At 31.4% G+C, this 18237-nt stretch carries 17 protein-coding genes; 9 read left to right on the top strand and 8 right to left on the bottom strand.

The genetic code is table 11. The features are described 5' to 3' along the window. Positions 1-88: 88 nt before the first annotated feature. Entirely contained in the window at positions 89-1045 is a 957-nt protein-coding gene (locus CW733_RS09530) for a tetratricopeptide repeat protein (protein WP_100996967.1), read from the top strand. A 287-nt stretch (positions 1046-1332) separates the two neighbouring features. Further along, positions 1333-2688, top strand: coding sequence for a UDP-N-acetylmuramate--L-alanine ligase (murC, locus tag CW733_RS09525; protein WP_100996966.1), 1356 nt, complete (start codon positions 1333-1335; stop codon positions 2686-2688). Between the two features lie 254 nt (positions 2689-2942). Here murC and CW733_RS09520 read toward each other — a convergent pair whose 3' ends face one another. Both CW733_RS09520 and CW733_RS09515 read right to left on the bottom strand, forming a co-directional pair. Next, a complete protein-coding gene (locus CW733_RS09520) occupies positions 2943-4073 on the bottom strand; it encodes a T9SS type A sorting domain-containing protein (RefSeq protein ID WP_100996965.1) in 1131 nt (376 codons plus the stop codon). Between the two features lie 212 nt (positions 4074-4285). Then, on the bottom strand, positions 4286-5758 hold the full coding sequence (locus tag CW733_RS09515; protein WP_100996964.1) for a glycosyltransferase family 39 protein: 1473 nt from the start codon (positions 5756-5758) through the stop codon (positions 4286-4288). A 334-nt stretch (positions 5759-6092) separates the two neighbouring features. Between CW733_RS09515 and CW733_RS09510 the strand changes: the two genes are divergently transcribed. After that, entirely contained in the window at positions 6093-6728 is a 636-nt protein-coding gene (locus CW733_RS09510; protein ID WP_100996963.1) for a hypothetical protein, read from the top strand. Positions 6729-6730: 2 nt separating this feature from the next. Beyond that, positions 6731-7366 carry a hypothetical protein gene (locus CW733_RS09505; RefSeq protein ID WP_100996962.1) on the top strand — a complete coding sequence of 212 codons (636 nt, stop codon included), beginning with the start codon at positions 6731-6733 and terminating at the stop codon, positions 7364-7366. Here the strand turns inward: CW733_RS09505 and CW733_RS09500 are convergent, their stop codons facing one another. Next, a complete protein-coding gene (locus CW733_RS09500; RefSeq protein WP_100996961.1) occupies positions 7367-7957 on the bottom strand; it encodes an FMN-binding negative transcriptional regulator in 591 nt (196 codons plus the stop codon). 179 nt (positions 7958-8136) lie between these two features. On the opposite strand from CW733_RS09500, the gene radC reads away from it, so the two are divergent. From radC to CW733_RS09480, 4 genes are all read left to right on the top strand, one after another. After that, a complete protein-coding gene (radC, locus tag CW733_RS09495) occupies positions 8137-8835 on the top strand; it encodes a DNA repair protein RadC (protein ID WP_100996960.1) in 699 nt (232 codons plus the stop codon). 100 nt (positions 8836-8935) lie between these two features. Then, complete coding sequence (locus CW733_RS09490; RefSeq protein WP_100996959.1) at positions 8936-10237, top strand: polysaccharide deacetylase family protein; 1302 nt, start codon at positions 8936-8938, stop codon at positions 10235-10237. Continuing rightward, complete coding sequence (locus CW733_RS09485; protein WP_100996958.1) at positions 10227-10913, top strand: YjjG family noncanonical pyrimidine nucleotidase; 687 nt, start codon at positions 10227-10229, stop codon at positions 10911-10913. The genes CW733_RS09490 and CW733_RS09485 overlap by 11 nt, the downstream gene beginning before the upstream one ends. Positions 10914-11011: 98 nt before the next feature. Then, positions 11012-11848: a hypothetical protein gene (locus tag CW733_RS09480; protein WP_100996957.1), complete on the top strand. Its 837-nt coding sequence runs from the start codon at positions 11012-11014 to the stop codon at positions 11846-11848. Between the two features lie 21 nt (positions 11849-11869). On the opposite strand, the gene CW733_RS09475 is transcribed toward CW733_RS09480, so the two are convergent. After that, a complete protein-coding gene (locus CW733_RS09475; RefSeq protein ID WP_100996956.1) occupies positions 11870-13147 on the bottom strand; it encodes a replication-associated recombination protein A in 1278 nt (425 codons plus the stop codon). A gap of 191 nt (positions 13148-13338) precedes the next feature. Between CW733_RS09475 and CW733_RS09470 the strand changes: the two genes are divergently transcribed. Next, on the top strand, positions 13339-14097 hold the full coding sequence (locus CW733_RS09470) for a rhomboid family intramembrane serine protease (protein WP_100996955.1): 759 nt from the start codon (positions 13339-13341) through the stop codon (positions 14095-14097). Here the strand turns inward: CW733_RS09470 and rlmB are convergent. The 4 genes from rlmB to CW733_RS09450 form a co-directional block, all read right to left on the bottom strand. Next, positions 14092-14826 carry a 23S rRNA (guanosine(2251)-2'-O)-methyltransferase RlmB gene (rlmB, locus tag CW733_RS09465; protein ID WP_100996954.1) on the bottom strand — a complete coding sequence of 245 codons (735 nt, stop codon included), beginning with the start codon at positions 14824-14826 and terminating at the stop codon, positions 14092-14094. The two genes, CW733_RS09470 and rlmB, sit on opposite strands and share 6 nt — an antisense overlap. Positions 14827-14890: 64 nt before the next feature. Further along, positions 14891-16525, bottom strand: coding sequence for an aryl-sulfate sulfotransferase (locus CW733_RS09460; RefSeq protein WP_232730342.1), 1635 nt, complete (start codon positions 16523-16525; stop codon positions 14891-14893). Positions 16526-16590: 65 nt separating this feature from the next. Then, positions 16591-17370, bottom strand: coding sequence for a hypothetical protein (locus tag CW733_RS09455; protein ID WP_100996952.1), 780 nt, complete (start codon positions 17368-17370; stop codon positions 16591-16593). A gap of 20 nt (positions 17371-17390) precedes the next feature. Then, entirely contained in the window at positions 17391-18233 is an 843-nt protein-coding gene (locus CW733_RS09450; protein WP_100996951.1) for a hypothetical protein, read from the bottom strand. Between the last annotated feature and the right edge of the window lie 4 nt (positions 18234-18237).

Raw genomic sequence — 18237 nt, 5'->3', positions numbered from 1 at the left:
AAGTCGTTTTAAAAGTAAAGCTTTTATTTTCAACTTAAAATCAAAAACAATACCAATTGATTATTATTTTTGCAGTAACTTATAAATTATGAAAAGCGTATTATTTTTATTATTGTTTTCACCTCTGTTTTTAATAGGGCAAACAAGCCTTCTTGATGCTGAAACATTAATTGTAAGCAAAAAATTCTCTCATGCCGAAACAATCCTAACTTCATATATAAAAGCAAACCCAAACGACTTAAAAGCTACCGAATTATTAGGTGATGCCTATGGTCACCAAAAAAAATGGGACGAAGCCATAAAACAGTATAAGCAGTTAGTGGAAGGGAAGCCAACCGAAGCGAGTTTTCAATACAAATATGGAGGTGCTTTAGGTATGAAAGCCTTAACCATTAGTAAACTAAAAGCTTTAGGGATTATTGGAGACGTAAAAAGCGCTTTTTTAAAAGCTGCCGAACTCGATCCAAAGCACATAGATGCACGTTGGGCTTTAGTAGAATTATATATGCAATTGCCAGGCATTATTGGAGGTAGTAAAAGTAAAAGTTTTAAGTATGCAAACGAGCTCGAAGCACTTTCTAAAGTAGATGGTTATTTGGCTAAAGGTTATATTTATGAGTATGACGACGAACCAGAACTTGCCGAGGAATTCTACAAAAAAGCCATAAAAGAAGGTGGCTCTATTACCTGTTACGATAAGTTGACGAAGCTCTACGAAAAAGAAGGGAAATCTATAGAAGCCATTGCCAATCTTGAGGCAGCACATGTAAAGCATAATCGCAATGCAATGCATTATCAAATAGGTAAAGTGTGCTCAGATTATAATGTGCAGTTAGAAAAAGGTGAGTTTTGCCTAAAAGTATATATCGATAATTATAGTGCTAGAGATGGAGTTCCAAAAGCTTGGGCTTATTACAGGTTAGCAAAAATTTATAGACACAAAAAGGATAAGGCCGAAGCTTTTATTTGGATTAATAAAGCGATTGCAGATTTGCCAAAAATTGATGTTTTTAAAGAAGAAAAAGAAGCTATAAATAATCTTTAATTTTTGGGCGTTACTTAAAGGTCGGGCTTTCACAAGTCGCTATCATAGATGAGCTCCAACAATTGTTCCATCCCTAACGCAGAAATCCTGACATGTCATTACGAGCCTTTTCAATAGAAAAAAAGCGTGGCAATCTGTTAATTAGAATGATTTACTTTCAATTTAAGAGATTGCCACGTCCTTTGTCCTCACAATGACGTGTTATTTTATTATCAGTGAAAACTAGTGAAATTCGTGTCAGAATTAAAACCAATACTTATATTTACTTTTTATTCTAAGACAACTCTATGAACGTACATTTTATAGCCATTGGAGGTAGTGCCATGCACAATCTCGCATTAGCATTACATAACAAAGGATACCAAGTAACTGGAAGTGACGATACCATTTTCGAACCTTCGAAATCTCGATTAGAAGCTAAAGGTTTATTGCCTGAAGTTTTTGGATGGTTTCCAGAGAAAATAACAGCTAGTTTAGATGCTATTGTTTTAGGAATGCATGCTAAAAAGGATAATCCAGAGTTGTTAAAAGCACAAGAACTAGGCTTAAAAATTTATAGTTACCCAGAGTTTTTGTACGAACAATCTAAACATAAAACCAGAGTTGTTATTGGTGGAAGCCATGGAAAAACAACAATAACCTCTATGATTTTGCATGTTATGCATTATCATGATCGCGATGTCGATTATATGGTTGGTGCACAACTAGAAGGTTTCGATGTTATGGTAAAATTAACCGAAGACAACGATTTTATTGTGCTAGAAGGCGACGAGTATTTAAGTTCACCAATAGACAGGCGACCAAAATTTCATCTCTACAAACCAAATATTGCGCTTTTAAGCGGTATTGCTTGGGATCACATTAATGTGTTTCCAACATACGAGAATTATGTAGAGCAGTTTAGCATTTTTGTGGATTCTATAGTACAAGGCGGAAGCATTAATTATAACATAGAAGATGCTGAGGTTAAAAGAGTGGTGGAAGCCAGCGAAAACCAAATTAGAAAATTAGCTTACAAAACTCCAGAATATACAGTCGAAAATGGAGAAACACTTTTAGAAACTCCAGAAGGTCCTTTGCCAATAGAAGTTTTTGGAAAACATAATCTTAATAACCTTGCAGGAGCAAAATGGATTTGCCAACACATGGGAATCGATGAAGACGATTTCTACGAAGCCATTTCAACCTTTAAAGGAGCAAGCAAACGTTTAGAGAAAATTGCAGAAAGCAAAACCAGTGTTGCTTACAAAGATTTTGCACATTCGCCAAGTAAAGTAGAAGCAACAACAAATGCTGTTAAAGAGCAATACGCAAATAGAACCTTAGTGGCTTGTTTAGAGTTGCATACTTATAGTAGTTTAAATGCTGAGTTTTTAAAAGAATATAAAGGCGCTTTAGATGCTGCAGACGTTGCTGTAGTTTTCTATTCTCCACATGCTGTAGAAATAAAAAAACTTGAAGAAGTTACGCACGAGCAAATTGCTAATGCTTTCCAAAGAGACGACTTAATTATTTATACCAATCCAGAAGAATTTAAAGATTTTTTATTTTCTCAGAATTTTGATGATAAAGCTTTATTGTTAATGAGTTCTGGTAATTATGGAGGTTTAGATTTTGAGGCTTTGAAGGCTTTGATTGAGTAGTGTTTTTTGGCTTTCGTTTAACGGTTTTGGCTAAGGTTAGTGTGGGAGTAGATAAATCAGAATTTATCGGAGCTCGCACTAAGTTAGAGCCCTTTTTTAGTTTATTTTTTTGTTTTAAAAGCTAAATCAAAAAGGATTTAGCAACTTAGTAAATATACACAAAACATCGAAGTTAAAATCAAGCCCACATTAATTTTAGCAGGTGTTGTGTTTAGTTTTCTGTCAAACTTCACACTCTTAATATTTTTAAATAATTATTCTACAATTATTTTTTTAGAAGCTTCACCTTTGTTAGTAGTTATCACAACTAAATAAATTCCTTTTGCTAAACTTGAAGTCTTTATATTGGATTCTTTACTTGATCCTACTAATTGCCCAATATTGTTATAGATAGTAAGCTTTTCTAGTATTGTCGAATTCCCTAACTCAATTGTAAATTCATTGGTTGTTGGATTAGGATATAATTTGAATTGACTAATTTCAACATCTAAAATACTTAGCGTATTCGTGACTTCTAATACAACACTAGAAGCGTTATACGTAATATTCCATATATAATTAGAAGGTAAATTAGTTGTGTCAAATGTACCAGTAACTGTATTAGCAGTTAGAATGGTAAACGTATCACCTACAGTTGGTGTAAAACCGTTTAATAAATTTACTGTTAAAGTACCACTTAAACTTGCAATACCACTAGTACCCGAATTTATGGTTAGTTTATCATAAGACGTGGTGCTTTCTAATTCTATTAGTAAGGTAGCGCTATTATGTGTATAGGCATCACTTGTACTAAAGGGACTTATAAAAGTATTTACTCCATAAGCACCTATAGGATTTAATATGCTTCCAGGACTTAATACACCATCATTAGAGAAATTTTCTTCGTGTACACCAGTACCTGAAAGAGTTCCGAAATTATATATAATTCCTGCAGTGGAAAAAGGATGATCGATTAGACCAAAATTATATATAATTCCTGAAGAAGTATTAGTTACGCTTCCATAGTTAGTTAGATTTCCTCCACTAGATATTTCTATAGTTCCATAATTAGTTGTAAAACCTAAATTGTTATATATGAGTCCTGAAATTTTTAGATTCCCATAATTTACTATACCATAATCATTTATAATAGTTCCAATTGAGGTTATGGTTCCATTATTAGTAATAACTAATGTGCCAGAAATATTTGCATAACCATCAATGATCACTTCATCGCCTGAATTTATAGTAGTTCCAGGATATGAAGGTGCCCATTTTGTTACATCTTCCCAAAGACCATTTAAACCTGCACTGGTATAGGTATAAGTTGTTTGGGCAGTTACGGTAAAAGTGGTTAAAAAATAAATTAGGTTAATTAGATATAGTCTATTTCGTTTAAAAAGCATATTAGTCGTTTAATTGCAAATATAAAAAAAGTAATAAAGCTTGAGGTTTTAATTAAACACAATGTTTTATATCATACGTTAAACGAAGTTCGACTATTTTTTTGACAAAGTCAAGTAGAAAAAACGAACCAAACACATCGCCCATAACACTTTAAATCTCTCTTTGTTTTTTCTGATAATGCTTAAGTTTCCTTCTCTCAAGAAGTAATACACTAGTTAGGTTTGCTAATTAAAAAGCCATCTTCAAAACATCTAATATCGTATGCTTTAAAATGGTTTAATAACGAGTCTTTTGTAATAAAGTAAGGTCTGTAAATATTATTGAAGTAGAGTATTTCTTTATTTCCATTAAGTACTTCTTTTTCCATTAAATCTAAATCTTGTTGATAAGTTTCAAGTTCAGGAAAAGGTAAATAATCATTATTTATATTTTTGTAAAACCTTGCTATATCATGAGCGTTACTATATATGTTTAACGAGTCGCTACTTTCTATATATTTAATAACCTCAGAGTTTTTCCATCTTTTTGCTGTATAACCTGTTCCATTATTATAATGATAAATCCACTGAGTACTTGTTCTGTAAATAGCACCACAAAACAATAAAACAAAACCAATTAACACTAAATTATTTAATCGTTTTTTTTCAATTGAAAAATTAAAAACTAATGCAATTAACATTAAAAGTAAAGGGTAAAGGCATGAAAATATTCTATTACTAATAGGAATTCGCGAATCGAAAAAGGTTAGTGCTATAATAATAAATAGAATATAACTTACTATTAGTATAATTATTAGACTTAAATAAGTTTTGCTAATAGCTATGTTTTCTTTTATTAATTGAAGAGTTGTTGTAATTTTTGAGCTAGCCAAGCCTACTATTATTAAAAAAAGAAATGCAATACCAATAGGTATAGTAGAAATAATCCATTTAGCCATAACTTTAAAAATAGATATTAGCTGTAACCAACTTATTGGATGAAATTGAAATTCTCTAATGCTTTTAGAAGTGTCCATTCCTTTGTAATAGAGCAACCATATTAAAAATAAAAAAGAAGTTGAAATTATATATATACCTAGCGTTTTAAATTTGTAACGAATGCTTTTAGGCTGTATAAATAATAAATAGAAACAAAATCCAGCTAAAAAACCAATGCCTGCATATCGTGTTAAAATTAATAGACTAGAGAGCAAACCAGATGCTATTAAGTATTTTATTTTGTTGTGCTTTACCCATTTTAGAAAAAATAATATAACTAGTAACAGTAAGGTTAAAAAGAGGCCTTCGGTAAGTAGAAACCTGTGCCTTAAAGTAGCCCATGAAACAACTAAAATTATAGGCAGTAATATCTTGTAAGTATATTTAAGGTTAACTGCTTTTATTATTTGGAAATAAAGAATAGGTAAACTAAATATTAGTACTGCATTAAGGTACAATGCAGATAATTGAATGTTTGCAAGTGTGATTTTAGAAACTAAAGCTAGTAGTATTGTGTAGAGTGGTGGCCAATGGCTTACAAATACACCATACTCATTTACAACACCATTACCTTTTAGAATACTTTCGGCTGTAAAAATATAAGAAACCGAATCTGGAGATAAACCAAGCTTATAAGGGAAAGTGAAATATATAAAACCTATTAAAGATACTATAGATGTTATTATTGCTGCGTGCTTTGCTTTCATAATTACATTCTTAAATAGTCCAATGTTTTACTATCATATTTCGGAGAATATTTAATGATACTTTCTTTTTTGTTAAATAACAGAACACTTTCCAGTCTTTTTATAACCGATATAAAAACGCATTCTTTATTGTAAACTGAAATTAGTATTGCTGATTTTTTAGCACTCATAGTTTCGCGAATTTACTACTTATATAATATATAAGAACACATTTTTATACTCTTAAAATACTAAAAAGCTAAATATAAACGTTAATGCAGAAACCAACCTAACTAAAAAAAATACTACACAATTACCTTTTTTAAATATACAAACCAATTAAACTTAAATTAAAATGAAACGTTCACTTTTTTACTTGTGCATATTAGCGCTGTTTTTTTCATGTTCTTCAGATGAAGAAGAAAACACTGTAGAATCTCAATCTAATTTTTATGGATTAGAAGTTGGGAACTCTTGGAATTATAAAATTTACCAACGTAATTCTCAAACTCAAACATTAGAATATTATGGTGTTGACCAAGACATTTCTGTAGTAGGTACTGAAAATTTATTTGGTAATATTTATTATAAAATAAAAGTTGTTACCTCTGGTGTTGAGAATAATAGTTTTGACACTCCTAATGGAGAAGTTTTTCAATATAGAAGAATTGAAGGAGACACATTACTTAATGAAAATAATTTCGCTCTTTTTGTGAATGATAATTTTACAGAGCGTTTAATATCTGAAGAGGATTGGGGAGATATTTATCATCAAACTCTAGAAGAATTAGCGACAATAGAAGTTGATGCTGGAGAATTTATATGTGCAGAAATGTTAGAGTTTGGTAAAAATCCTGAAGGAGAACAACTTCCAGGTGTAAACCATATTTATTATGCAGATGGTATTGGATTAATTTCTTATTCAGTTTCATATTCAAATGCAAGTATTACTATTTATAAAACAGTTCTTAACTCTTATAACATTCAATAAATATGAAAAATATTCTTTTTTTAATAAGCTCCTTTGCACTTTTACTTTCTTGTAATTCTAACGATGATGATATTACAGAGCAGCAAGTTGATAATACTTCATTTTACGCTTTAAAAGTAGGCAATACATGGAATTATAAGCATTACGATTATAATGCAGATACAGAAGAATTTATAGATACTGGAATTTCTGAACAAGTAGAAATAACAGGAAAAGAAACAATTTATAATGATGAGTATTTTGTTATTAAAACAACGACCGTTGGAAACGATAATACTTTGAATTATTTCCCTGACAACGGAGTTAAAATCACCTACAACAGAGTCTATGAATATAGTTTAGTTGCAGAAACAAATCGCTTAATTTTTTACACCAATAATTTTGATGAAACTATGTTAGCATTTAGCGATGGATACTTTAGTAAAATAAATCCTGAGGCTCTAATTCGTTCTGTAAATGCAGGAGATTTTAATTGTCTAGAGATGGATATTTATAGAAAAAATGATGCTGGCGAAATTATAGGTAATAGATCTAAACGATATTATTCTGATGGTATTGGATTGATTAATACAATATCTATAAGGCCAACTCAAAACCGTTTAACAGAGAAACGCTTGGAATCTTATTCTATACAATAATTAAAAGATCCTATCTAAGAATTTTTTAACACTATCTTGGTTGGCACGAACCAACTCTGCTCTTGCACTTCTAACATCTTTTGGGTGCTTATCCTGAGAAAGTTTAAACTTGCCTTCCCAAGAAGTAATATCAATTTCAAACATTTTAATATAGTTGAGGTTGGCATCTAATCTTGGATTATCTACATCTAAAACATACTTGTGATCTGGCGCTTCTAGAAATTCAGTCATTTTTATAAGAGAATCTTTTAAAGCATCTGTACTTTCAATAGCATTTACTTTCCCTTTTAAATGTACACGAATATAGTTCCAGGTTGGCAATTGCGTTGTACTATAAATACTTGGCGAAATATAACATTGTGGACCATAAAATAATATGGTTAAATCGTTATTGTCTTTTAGTAATTGGGTTTGAGGATTGTAGATGTCTATATGCCCAACCAATTTACCATCATCAAAAATTAAAGGTAAATGTGTAATTAAAGGCACGTTATCTTTTACAGAAATTAAAGTAGCTAAAGGATAGGTTTTAATCACTTCTATTATGTGATTTCTATCGTTGTCTTGATGGTGTTTTGGTGGATAATTCAAAAGATAGTTGTTATTCCTGCGAAGGCAGAAATCTTATTGTTTTAAAGTTAAACTTTATAATGCGACTGAAATTTACAATAATTTATCGTTTTTAAATGTGATGTTTTAGTTTTTCATATTAAAAAAACCAAATGTATACGCTTCAATATAAAGTCGTTAAAAAAATGTAGATTTACTAAATGACAGAAAAAAGCACTTCATTTTCTATAAAAAACTGGTCTCAAGACGATCAACCAAGAGAAAAGTTGCGAGATAAAGGCAAAGCAACTCTAAGCGATGCAGAGTTGGTTGCTATATTAATAGGTTCTGGAAACAGAGAGGAAAGTGCTGTTGCTTTATGTAAACGTATTTTAGCGAGTGCAGAGAATAACTTAAGCGAACTAGGTAAACTATCTATTAAACAACTTATGGAGTTTAAAGGTATTGGTGAAGCAAAAGCCATTTCTATAGTTGCAGCTCTAGAATTAGGAAGGCGTAGAAGAGGAGGAGAGGCTTTAGAACGTAAAAAAATAACATCAAGCAAATCTGTATTCGAACTCATGCAACCTGTAATAGGCGAGTTGCCACACGAAGAATTCTGGATTGTATATTTAAATAATTCTAATAAAGTTATTCAAAAAAACCAATTAAGTAAAGGTGGTATTACAGGTACTTTGGTAGATGTTCGCTTGGCACTAAAAATAGCTTTAGAAGTTGGAGCTATAGGCATTATTTTGGCTCATAATCATCCTTCAGGAACTTTAAAACCAAGTCAAGCAGATAAAGATTTAACAGCGAAACTAACAATAGCAGCACAAAGTTTAGACATTAAAGTATTAGATCACTTAATTATTACCGAGAGCGCTTATTTTAGTTTTGCCGATGATGGTATTCTTTAGAATTCTAAATTCTAAAAAAATTTTGCTGAAACAAATCTAGTTTTTCAACGATTGCGGTTGGAATTTGGTATTTTTAACCTTTTAGAATCTACCATTACCTATGTTATTAGTTTACACTCATAAAATTACACCAAGATTACGCTACACGTTTAAGCAAATTTGTACGCGAATTTTGGGCATACCTGTGAGTTTTACTACTACAGTCGAAGATTTTATTGCGCATGATAGTTTAAAAATGTCTTATTCAAGACAGCCTTTAGGAAACGAATTTTTTATTCGCTCTCAAGAGTTGCTTTTCGAGCAAGGTTTAAGTGATGTCGAAACCAAAGTAAGCGATTGGGAGGAAACAAAGTGCTTTTTCCCAAATGGAGAACAAAGCGCTTTACCATTCGATATTTTTGCAGCCTCTTTTTATCTATTGAGCCGTTACGAAGAGTATTTACCACATGTAAAAGATGAGTTTGGTCGTTTTACAGCCGAAGAAAGTTTGGCATATAATAATGGCTTTTTAAGAGCACCAGTTGTAGATATTTGGTCTTTTAAATTTAGAAAAGCTTTAGAAATACAATTTCCCGAATTTCTATTTCCAGAACGACACTATAAAATAACACCAGTAATAGATGTGCCATCGGCTTATAGTTATAAGTTAAAAGGCATTATGCGAACAATTGGAGGAACGTTTAGTGACTTATTTCGCTTTAGATTAAAGAATATTTACAAACGTTATTCTGTTATTTTTGATTTTCAGCATGATCCTTTCGATACCTTTAAATACATTATTAATAAACAAAAACAAGTTAAAGATAAGTTTATATTTTTCTTTCTAATTGGAGATTTGTCGACTTACGATAAAAACATAAACGTCCAGAAAAGTAAATTTGTATCACTAATTAAACAAGTAGGAGACTACTCTAAAATAGGATTAAAAGCTTCTTATTTCGCATTAGACAATCTCTCGATTCTTAAAACCGAAAAATTAAGAATGGAGTCGATTATTAATCAGGATTTATGCGCATCTAGACAATCTTATTCTAAACTTAATCTTCCAGAATCTTATAGAAACCTTGTAGAGTTAGAGATACCTGAAGATTTTACAATGGGTTATATTAATCATATTGGTTTTAGAGCAGGTACTTGTACACCATTTTTCTTTTACGATTTGGATTACGAAATACAAACACCTTTACGTATTAATACCTATCATGTTCTCGATTATGCTTTGTTAAAATACCAATCGACTTTAGATAAAAAAATGCACTTAAATAAAATTATTAAAGCTGTTAAAAATGTGAATGGCGAGTTTGTTTCTGTGTTTCATAATTATACCTTTGGAGCATCAGTAACATGGAAAGATTATAAAGAGCTTTTTAATATTATATTAGATTCTACAGATGGTAAATAAAATAACAGATGTCTTTTTCGATTTAGACCACACACTTTGGGATTTCGATAAAAATTCGGCATTAACCTTCGAGATTATTTTTAAAAAAAACAATGTTGTTGTGGATTTAGAGCATTTTTCTGAAATTTATCAGCCCATAAATTTAAAATATTGGAAACTATATAGAGAGGAGAAAGTTTCTAAAAACAACTTACGCTATGGAAGACTTAAAGAGTCTTTTGATGCCTTAGAAATAGTTGTTCAAGACAATGTTATACATCAGTTGTCTATAGATTATATCGACTATTTAACAACACACAACCATGTGTTTGATGGCACAATTGAAATACTTGATTACTTAAAGTCAAAATATAAATTGCATATAATTACCAATGGTTTTGAAGAAGTGCAACAAATAAAATTAGACAAATCTAAAATTGCGCATTATTTCGATACCGTTACAAGTTCTGAAGCAGTAGGTGTAAAAAAACCGAATCCTAAAGTATTTAATCATGCTTTAAAAATGGCTAACATTACAAAAGAAAATGGTATAATGATTGGTGATAACTATGAAGCCGATATTCTTGGCGCATTAAATATGGGATTGGATGCTATTTGTTATAACTACCATAATGTAGCATTAGAAAACGAAATAAAAGAAGTCAAGCATTTACTTGACTTAAAGAAATACTTATAAATATTATTATAAATGCGCGTGTTCAATGCATTAATCATTTAAAAGAAATGATTAATAACAAAAAGCATGTGACCATTAAAACCAATAAATAGATAGACATGAAAAAAATAGTTTTAATTTTACTAGCGTTAGTGGCTTTAACTTCCGTTTCTGCACAACAAAGTCTTAACGATTATAAATATATTATAGTTCCTAAGAAGTTCGACTTTTTAAATGAGGCAGACGAATACAGATTAAACTCTCTAACCAAATATCTTTTTGAAAAGCAGAATTTTGAAGCCTTAATGGAAGGTGAAACTTTGCCAAGTGATTACGCCAAAAACAATTGTCTTGGTCTAAAAGCAGATGTTATAAAAGAATCTAATTTGTTTAAGTCAAAGTTATCGGTACAATTAACAAATTGCCAAAACGAAGTGATTTACACGAGTATACAAGGAGAATCTAGAGAGAAAAACTATAAAGTTGCATATAATCAAGCCTTAAGAAATGCTTTTAAAAGCATTGAAAAGGTTAATTATAGTTATAATGCTAAAAACGCAATAAAAACAGAAAATGTTGCTCAAGTAGTTGAAGAGGAGGAGCAAGTAGAAATTGAGAAGTTAAAAGAAGAAATTAAAGTTTTAAAAGAAGAAAAAGCAGCTATCGTAAAACAACCAGCTGTAGTAAAAGAAGTTATTAAGGAAACTGTTTCCGATTCACCATTACCACAAGCTAACAATAATTTTGATGTTTTATATGCTCAAAAAACACCAAATGGATTTCAGTTAGTTAATAAAACACCAGAAGTACTTTACAAGATTAGAGAAACAGGAATGTCTAATGTTTATTTGGTTGAAGGAAAAAATGCAATACTATATAAATTAGATGCAAATTGGGTTTTAGAGTATTATGAAAACGGAAAATTACAAACTAAAATAATACATATTAAATTTTAGGATAACATTAAAAGACTAAAATTAATACCCATACTTTTCTTTCCAACGCGATTTTAAAAAATCGCGTTGTGCATTTTCTCTAGCATTATTACCTGGTTCGTAAAGTTTAGTATTAATAATTTCTTGAGGTAGAAATTCTTGAGAAGCAAAATTACTCTCGTAGTTATGCGAATATTTATAGTTTTCACCATACCCAATCTCCTTCATAAGTTTTGTAGGCGCATTTCGCATTGCTAAAGGCACAGATAAATCACCTGTTTGTTTTACTAACTGTTGTGCATTGCCAATAGCCATATAGGCAGCATTGCTTTTTGGAGAACATGCTAAATAGGTTGCACATTGGCTTAAAATAATTCGTGATTCTGGATAGCCAATTGTCGAGACTGCTTGAAACGTGGTATTAGCCATTACCAAAGCCGTTGGATTTGCATTACCAATATCCTCACTAGCTAAAATTAATAGACGTCTCGCAATAAATTTCACATCTTCGCCACCTTCAACCATTCGCGCTAAATAATAGACAGCAGCATTTGGATCGCTACCTCGAATAGATTTTATAAAAGCCGAAACAATATCGTAATGTTGCTCGCCAGTTTTATCGTAACGTACAGTGTTGTTTTGTACTTTCTCTAAAACCAATTCGTTTGTAATTGTTATTTTATCTGAAGCTTCAGAGCTTACAATAAGTTCAAAAATATTAAGCAATTTTCTTGCATCACCTCCAGAAAGTCGCAATAAAGCATCTGTTTCTTTAAGTTTTATCTTTTTTTTAGATATTTCCACATCGGTATCTATTGCACGTTTTAAAAGCACCTCTAAATCCTTTTTATCAAACGGCTTAAGTATGTAAACCTGACAACGTGACAATAATGCAGGAATCACCTCAAAACTTGGGTTTTCGGTTGTTGCTCCAATTAAAGTTACCCATCCTTTTTCTACAGCTTGCAAAAGAGAATCCTGTTGAGATTTACTAAATCTGTGAATTTCATCTATAAAAAGAATCGGATTTTTAGTAGTAAACAAACCACCACTTTGTTTTGCTTTTTCTATTACTTCACGCACATCCTTAACACCAGAACTAATAGCACTCAATGTATAAAAAGGTCTACCAGAAGTTTCTGCGATAATATTAGCAAGAGTAGTTTTACCTATTCCTGGAGGTCCCCAAAAAATCATAGAAGCAATCATGCCTAAATTAATTTGCTTAGTTAGGGTTCCGTTTTCACCAACTAAATGTGCTTGGCTAACGTAATCTGCTAATGTTTTGGGTCTTAATCTTTCGGCTAAAGGAATATTCATAAAGTAAAATTAAACATTTTTTTATGTTATGGCGTGCCTTTTTTGCTCATACTTCACAAAAAAGTCAGGCTCTCACTACTCAATCTTTTGCTAAGCAAAAGGATTTCAAACAAACCGTTCCATCCTTCACGCAACTGACATTGTAACACCATTTTAATTATTGGATTACAAATTGCTATATTTATTGCAATATGAAAAAACAAGAACAGCCTTTCACATTTACTTTAGATACACTTTTGTATCCATTACTGTTTGTGCTATTAATCTGGTTGGTGTTTGCAATAGAAATACGTTTTGGTTTACGTTTCAATAAATATGGTGTGTATCCTCAAACCTTAAAAGGTTTGCGAGGTGTTTTGTTTAGTCCGTTTATACATTCAGGAATCAAACATTTATATTCTAATACCATTCCTCTATTTGTGCTGTCTTCGGCATTATTTTATTTCTATAAACCAATTGCCTTTAAAGTGGTAATCTACGGTGTTTTAATTTCTGGTTTTATAACATGGCTAATAGGAAGGCCATCTTATCATATTGGAGCTAGTGGTTTAATTTATGTATTATTTAGCTTCAATTTTTTTAAAGGTATTTTTGCTAGACACTACAAATTAATCGCTTTATCACTAGTCGTTGTGTTTATTTACGGAAGTATGTTTATGTATGCTTTCCCAATAGACGAACAGATTTCTTGGGAAGGGCACACTGCTGGCTTAGTTACAGGTTTTATATTTGCATTATTTTTTAGGAAAGAAATAGCCAAACCAAAACGCTATAATTGGGAAGACCCAAATTATAATGAAGAAGAAGATCTTTTTTTAAAACATTTTGATGAAAGCGGGAACTTTATAGATTTGCCTCCAGAGAATGAATGGTTCTCCGAAACATCTGAAATATCTAGAGAAATTTCAGAAATCAATTATATTTTTAAAGAAAATAAGGAAGAGTTATAGACGTTGTCTTACTGCTTCATATAAAAAGGCACCACAAGCAACAGAAACATTTAGTGATTCTATTTCACCTAATAAAGGTAATTTAGCTTTAGCATCTACCAGTTTTAATACCGAAGGATTAATTCCACGACCTTCACTTCCCATAATGATAGCACAAGGTTCTTTAAAAGATACATCAAAAAGTGTGTCATCAGTTTTTTCTGTAGCTGCAATTACTTTTATGCCACATGCTTGCATGTGAAACATCGCATCTTTAATATGATCGACTTTACAAATAGGGACTTTAAAAACAGCTCCAGCACTTGTTTTTATAGTGTCTCCGTTTATTGGAGCTCCACCTTTTTTCTGTATTACTATTCCATGTACACCAGTACATTCTGCAGTTCTAATAATTGCTCCAAAATTTCTAACATCACTAATTTGATCTAGTAGAAGGAATAGAGGAGTAGCGCCACTTTCAATTGTTTTTTCAACTAATGTATCTAAATCGTGAAATTCAATTGGTGATATTTGGGCTACAACACCTTGATGGTTGTTTTTAGTAAGCCTGTTTAACTTTTCTATAGGTACATAAGAAGAATTTATTCCTTTCTGTCTCAACAGTGCCTCGAGCTCGTTAAATAACTCGCCTTTAAGGCCTTTTTGTAAAAAAATCTTATCTATTGTTTCTTTAGCATTAATTGCTTCAATTACTGCTCTTAAACCAAATATTTGTGTGCTATTTTCCATTGGTGTAAAGGTATAAAAAAGAGCCTGATATAAATCAGGCTCTAAGATATATATTGAGGAATAATTATTTTTTTATTATTTTTTTAGTAATTGACCCATCATCTGTGCTTATTTTAATTAAATATAACCCAGAAGCTATTTTTTCAAACCTAATAGTTTTAGTGTTTGTTACTTTTTTTAAAAGCTGACCAAATATGGTATAAACCTCTAGACTATTAATTGTTTTTGGATAATCAATAGTTAAATAATCTAATATAGGATTAGGATAAAGTTTGATACTTGTTTCATCTAAAGAATATTCTGAAACAGTAAGTAAATTACAATTACTTAAATCTGGATTAGCCTCTATTGGGTTTCCAGGTGTTAAATCTCTTCCATTAAAAGCTGGATAGTCAAATGAGAATTTTTTCGCTCTAAAAGTAAAATTTCCTGAAGAAACATCGCCTTGCGATAAAATACCATTAGAAGTATCAGGATTAACATACTCCCAAACTATTGTATTGTTTATATCAATTTCAAAAAAGTAACCAGAATCACCATCACAAATTAAAGTATTGCCATTAGGCAAACGTTGAGCACTTGAAAGAATCGATGAAAAAAAATCTGTAGGAGTTGGCGAAGTATAATTCCATTCAGATGAATTAGGACCATAGCCAGTAGAATTATTATATAAATACACACCTGATGAAGTGGTAGGAGGATCGATAATCTCTACAGAAGAATACCCAACAGAGTTACCGTTATTAAACACTAGAATTTTACCTTCATCTGTTAATGTATCTGCAATCCAATGTGGATAGTGCTGACCATCTAATTTACGGTTTGTACTATTGCCTTTACCATAAGCTTCTGGGTTTCCCCATCTATAAAGAAAATCACCACCTTTACCATAGATACCACCAGTATGTGAAGACGATTCTTGTGTTGTTGTAGAATGATCTATTATATAGATCTCACTGAGCTTTCTACTACTTAGTATTATCTGATCTAAAGTTTCATTGTACTGTATTGAATTAATATGTAACCAATTTGCTACTGGATTATCATAGTTAAGAAAGTTGATATCTAACAGTTGCGGATTGTCTGCAACAATACCGTAATTATCTTTTAAAGGATCATAATCTTGAACAAGGTGGTCCTTAATATTCCATTCCCAAATAATATTCGCTTGATTAGTACCTACAGGTTGTAATTCAATAATTTGTTCATTAAAAAGTTTTCCATCACTTAATAATAATGGATCTCTCCCAGCTTGCACAGCCTCTAAAGTTTCCATTGTTGAAACCGCTAGTACAAGTATATTACCATTTGGTAACGGATAAATATCATGGTGTTGAGAAAAATTTGGAGAGGAATAAGTATACTCCCATAAAAGAGTATTATCCCAATCAAATAACTCTAGTTTACCACCTACACCACCAAAGTTAATGTCGGAATTAGTTATTTTCCCTGTTCTTAAAAGATTACCATTCTCTAAAAGGTAAGCTGAAGCTCCAGGAGTGTAATTACTTGTCCATTGGTTTATTACTTGTCCACAATTATCAATAAGGTAAGTTTCATTTGAGCTTGATGGATAAAGTAAAGTGAGTCCATCGAAAGATTCAGGAGTATTTGTTAGTGTTCCAACTGTGTTTTGAGAAAAAGAACTCAATGAAATTAGAATAGTTAAAATTGTAAAAAGAACTTTTTTGGTCATCATTTCTTAAATTAAAAAAAGCCATCTCTAGGAGATGGCTTTTAAAATATTGTAATTATAACTAATAATTAGTTACATGCATCAGAACCACTTACAATTACTCCAGCTGTTGGAATAGGTCCGTCAGAATAAACTGTACCATCTGGAGAAGTAATTACATAATTGTTTTCACTTTCCCATCCTGGTCCATTACCAGTTCCTCCACCAGAAACATAAGTAATTGAGAAGTCTACTGCATCTTGAATAGCAACATCAATTACTTGAGTTTCAGATCCAGTTACGCCATCTAAATTTTCAGCAGCATAAGTTGAAATGTCACCATTAGAATTTACTTCGATGTAACCACCATTCCATCCGTCACCGTATGTATCAGTCATTTCAAAAGTCCAATTACAAGTTACATAATCTACAAGAGTAAATGTTATTTCTTGAGGAGTAGAATTTGCATTTATAACAGGATCTCCAATTCTTAATGTAAAAGTTTCAGTAGGTTCAACTGCTAAATCTCTGTGAATAGTAACTGTTCCAGTTACCATCTCTGCAGATCTGCTACCAATATAAATAGAATGATCAAAATCGAAATCTTCACCCTCTGTAGCTGTTCCTCCTACTAATGTAACAGGCACATACGTATCAACAATTTGTGCAGCAGATAATTGAGCAGTATATGAATAAGTCATATCTGTCTCTACTATATTTACTTGATTACCAAAAGGGATAACGTAGTTTACGTTTACATCTTTTGCAACCATCGTACTATTACCAGTACCATCATCATCAGAATCGCAGCTTGCGAACACTAATAAAGCTAATACTAATAAGGACGAACTTAATTTTATTTTTTTCATAATTGTTTCTATTTAATAAATTATATTCTTACGTAAGTTGATGTATAACTAGAAGCAGCCCAAGTAAAGAAGGTATTTGTGTTATCTAGTGTTAAAACACCTGAGTTTTGATCCCAAGAACCACCAGTAATACAACCAATACCATTACTTCCACAATATTGTGCTCCTTCTGTTGAAGTAACTATACCTCCACAACCAACTTCAATAGTACCAGGATTAACAAAAGTAGTATTTGAAGAACAGAATTGTAATAAACCACCATCAGCTTGACTTAAAGCCCAAGTACCATCAGAGTTTTGGCTAATTGTAACCATTTCTGAAGATGCACAAACAGTATTTGTCATAACATAAGTTCCAGTTAAGTCAGAAGAACAATTTAAAGTTAGATTAAAACGACCTTGATTATCAAATTGATAAACCTGTCCATCTGTTTTAACAACTTGAACTACAAACTTTACAACATCACCAATACGTAGATCCGATTCTGTTAAACCACTTCCTTGTAAGAATTCAGCGATTGAACTTATTGAAACATTTAAAGGCAATGTAGTAGATTGAGCAACTACAGATATTGTACCGTTATTTATTTGTTTCGTTATTTTAACTTCACTAACAGTACTTAAATCGCCAGCAACTAATAATACATTTAAATCTAAAGCAGCTTCAGATACTGTTACAGGTGCATCAGCTATCGGAGTACCCGTTTCAGGCGAACCTAAAAGAGCTCCAGATGATTGAGTTGATACATCAACTAGAAAACCTGCATTTCCTGAAACTTCTATTGCCTCAGAATAATCGTCTGTACAACTAAACACCATAAGTGCTATTGTAAGTAATCCTAATAATTTTTTTATGTTTTTCATGTTT

The sequence above is a fragment of the Lacinutrix sp. Bg11-31 genome, from assembly GCF_002831665.1.
Taxonomy (GTDB): Bacteria; Bacteroidota; Bacteroidia; order Flavobacteriales; family Flavobacteriaceae; genus Lacinutrix.
The sequence above is the reverse complement of the archived record's forward strand: the minus strand, read 5'-3'. Positions and strand labels throughout refer to the sequence as shown.

Coding starts and splice junctions, on each gene's coding strand:
- CW733_RS09450 (WP_100996951.1), bottom strand. CDS start 18,233: ATGAAAAACATAAAAAAATTATTAGGATTACTTACAATAGCACTTATG.
- CW733_RS09480 (WP_100996957.1), top strand. CDS start 11,012: ATGAAAAAAATAGTTTTAATTTTACTAGCGTTAGTGGCTTTAACTTCC.
- CW733_RS09455 (WP_100996952.1), bottom strand. CDS start 17,370: ATGAAAAAAATAAAATTAAGTTCGTCCTTATTAGTATTAGCTTTATTA.
- CW733_RS09515 (WP_100996964.1), bottom strand. CDS start 5,758: ATGAAAGCAAAGCACGCAGCAATAATAACATCTATAGTATCTTTAATA.
- CW733_RS09470 (WP_100996955.1), top strand. CDS start 13,339: ATGAAAAAACAAGAACAGCCTTTCACATTTACTTTAGATACACTTTTG.
- CW733_RS09510 (WP_100996963.1), top strand. CDS start 6,093: ATGAAACGTTCACTTTTTTACTTGTGCATATTAGCGCTGTTTTTTTCA.
- radC (WP_100996960.1), top strand. CDS start 8,137: ATGACAGAAAAAAGCACTTCATTTTCTATAAAAAACTGGTCTCAAGAC.
- CW733_RS09460 (WP_232730342.1), bottom strand. CDS start 16,525: ATGATGACCAAAAAAGTTCTTTTTACAATTTTAACTATTCTAATTTCA.
- CW733_RS09485 (WP_100996958.1), top strand. CDS start 10,227: ATGGTAAATAAAATAACAGATGTCTTTTTCGATTTAGACCACACACTT.
- CW733_RS09475 (WP_100996956.1), bottom strand. CDS start 13,147: ATGAATATTCCTTTAGCCGAAAGATTAAGACCCAAAACATTAGCAGAT.
- CW733_RS09520 (WP_100996965.1), bottom strand. CDS start 4,073: ATGCTTTTTAAACGAAATAGACTATATCTAATTAACCTAATTTATTTT.
- murC (WP_100996966.1), top strand. CDS start 1,333: ATGAACGTACATTTTATAGCCATTGGAGGTAGTGCCATGCACAATCTC.
- CW733_RS09505 (WP_100996962.1), top strand. CDS start 6,731: ATGAAAAATATTCTTTTTTTAATAAGCTCCTTTGCACTTTTACTTTCT.
- rlmB (WP_100996954.1), bottom strand. CDS start 14,826: ATGGAAAATAGCACACAAATATTTGGTTTAAGAGCAGTAATTGAAGCA.
- CW733_RS09530 (WP_100996967.1), top strand. CDS start 89: ATGAAAAGCGTATTATTTTTATTATTGTTTTCACCTCTGTTTTTAATA.
- CW733_RS09490 (WP_100996959.1), top strand. CDS start 8,936: ATGTTATTAGTTTACACTCATAAAATTACACCAAGATTACGCTACACG.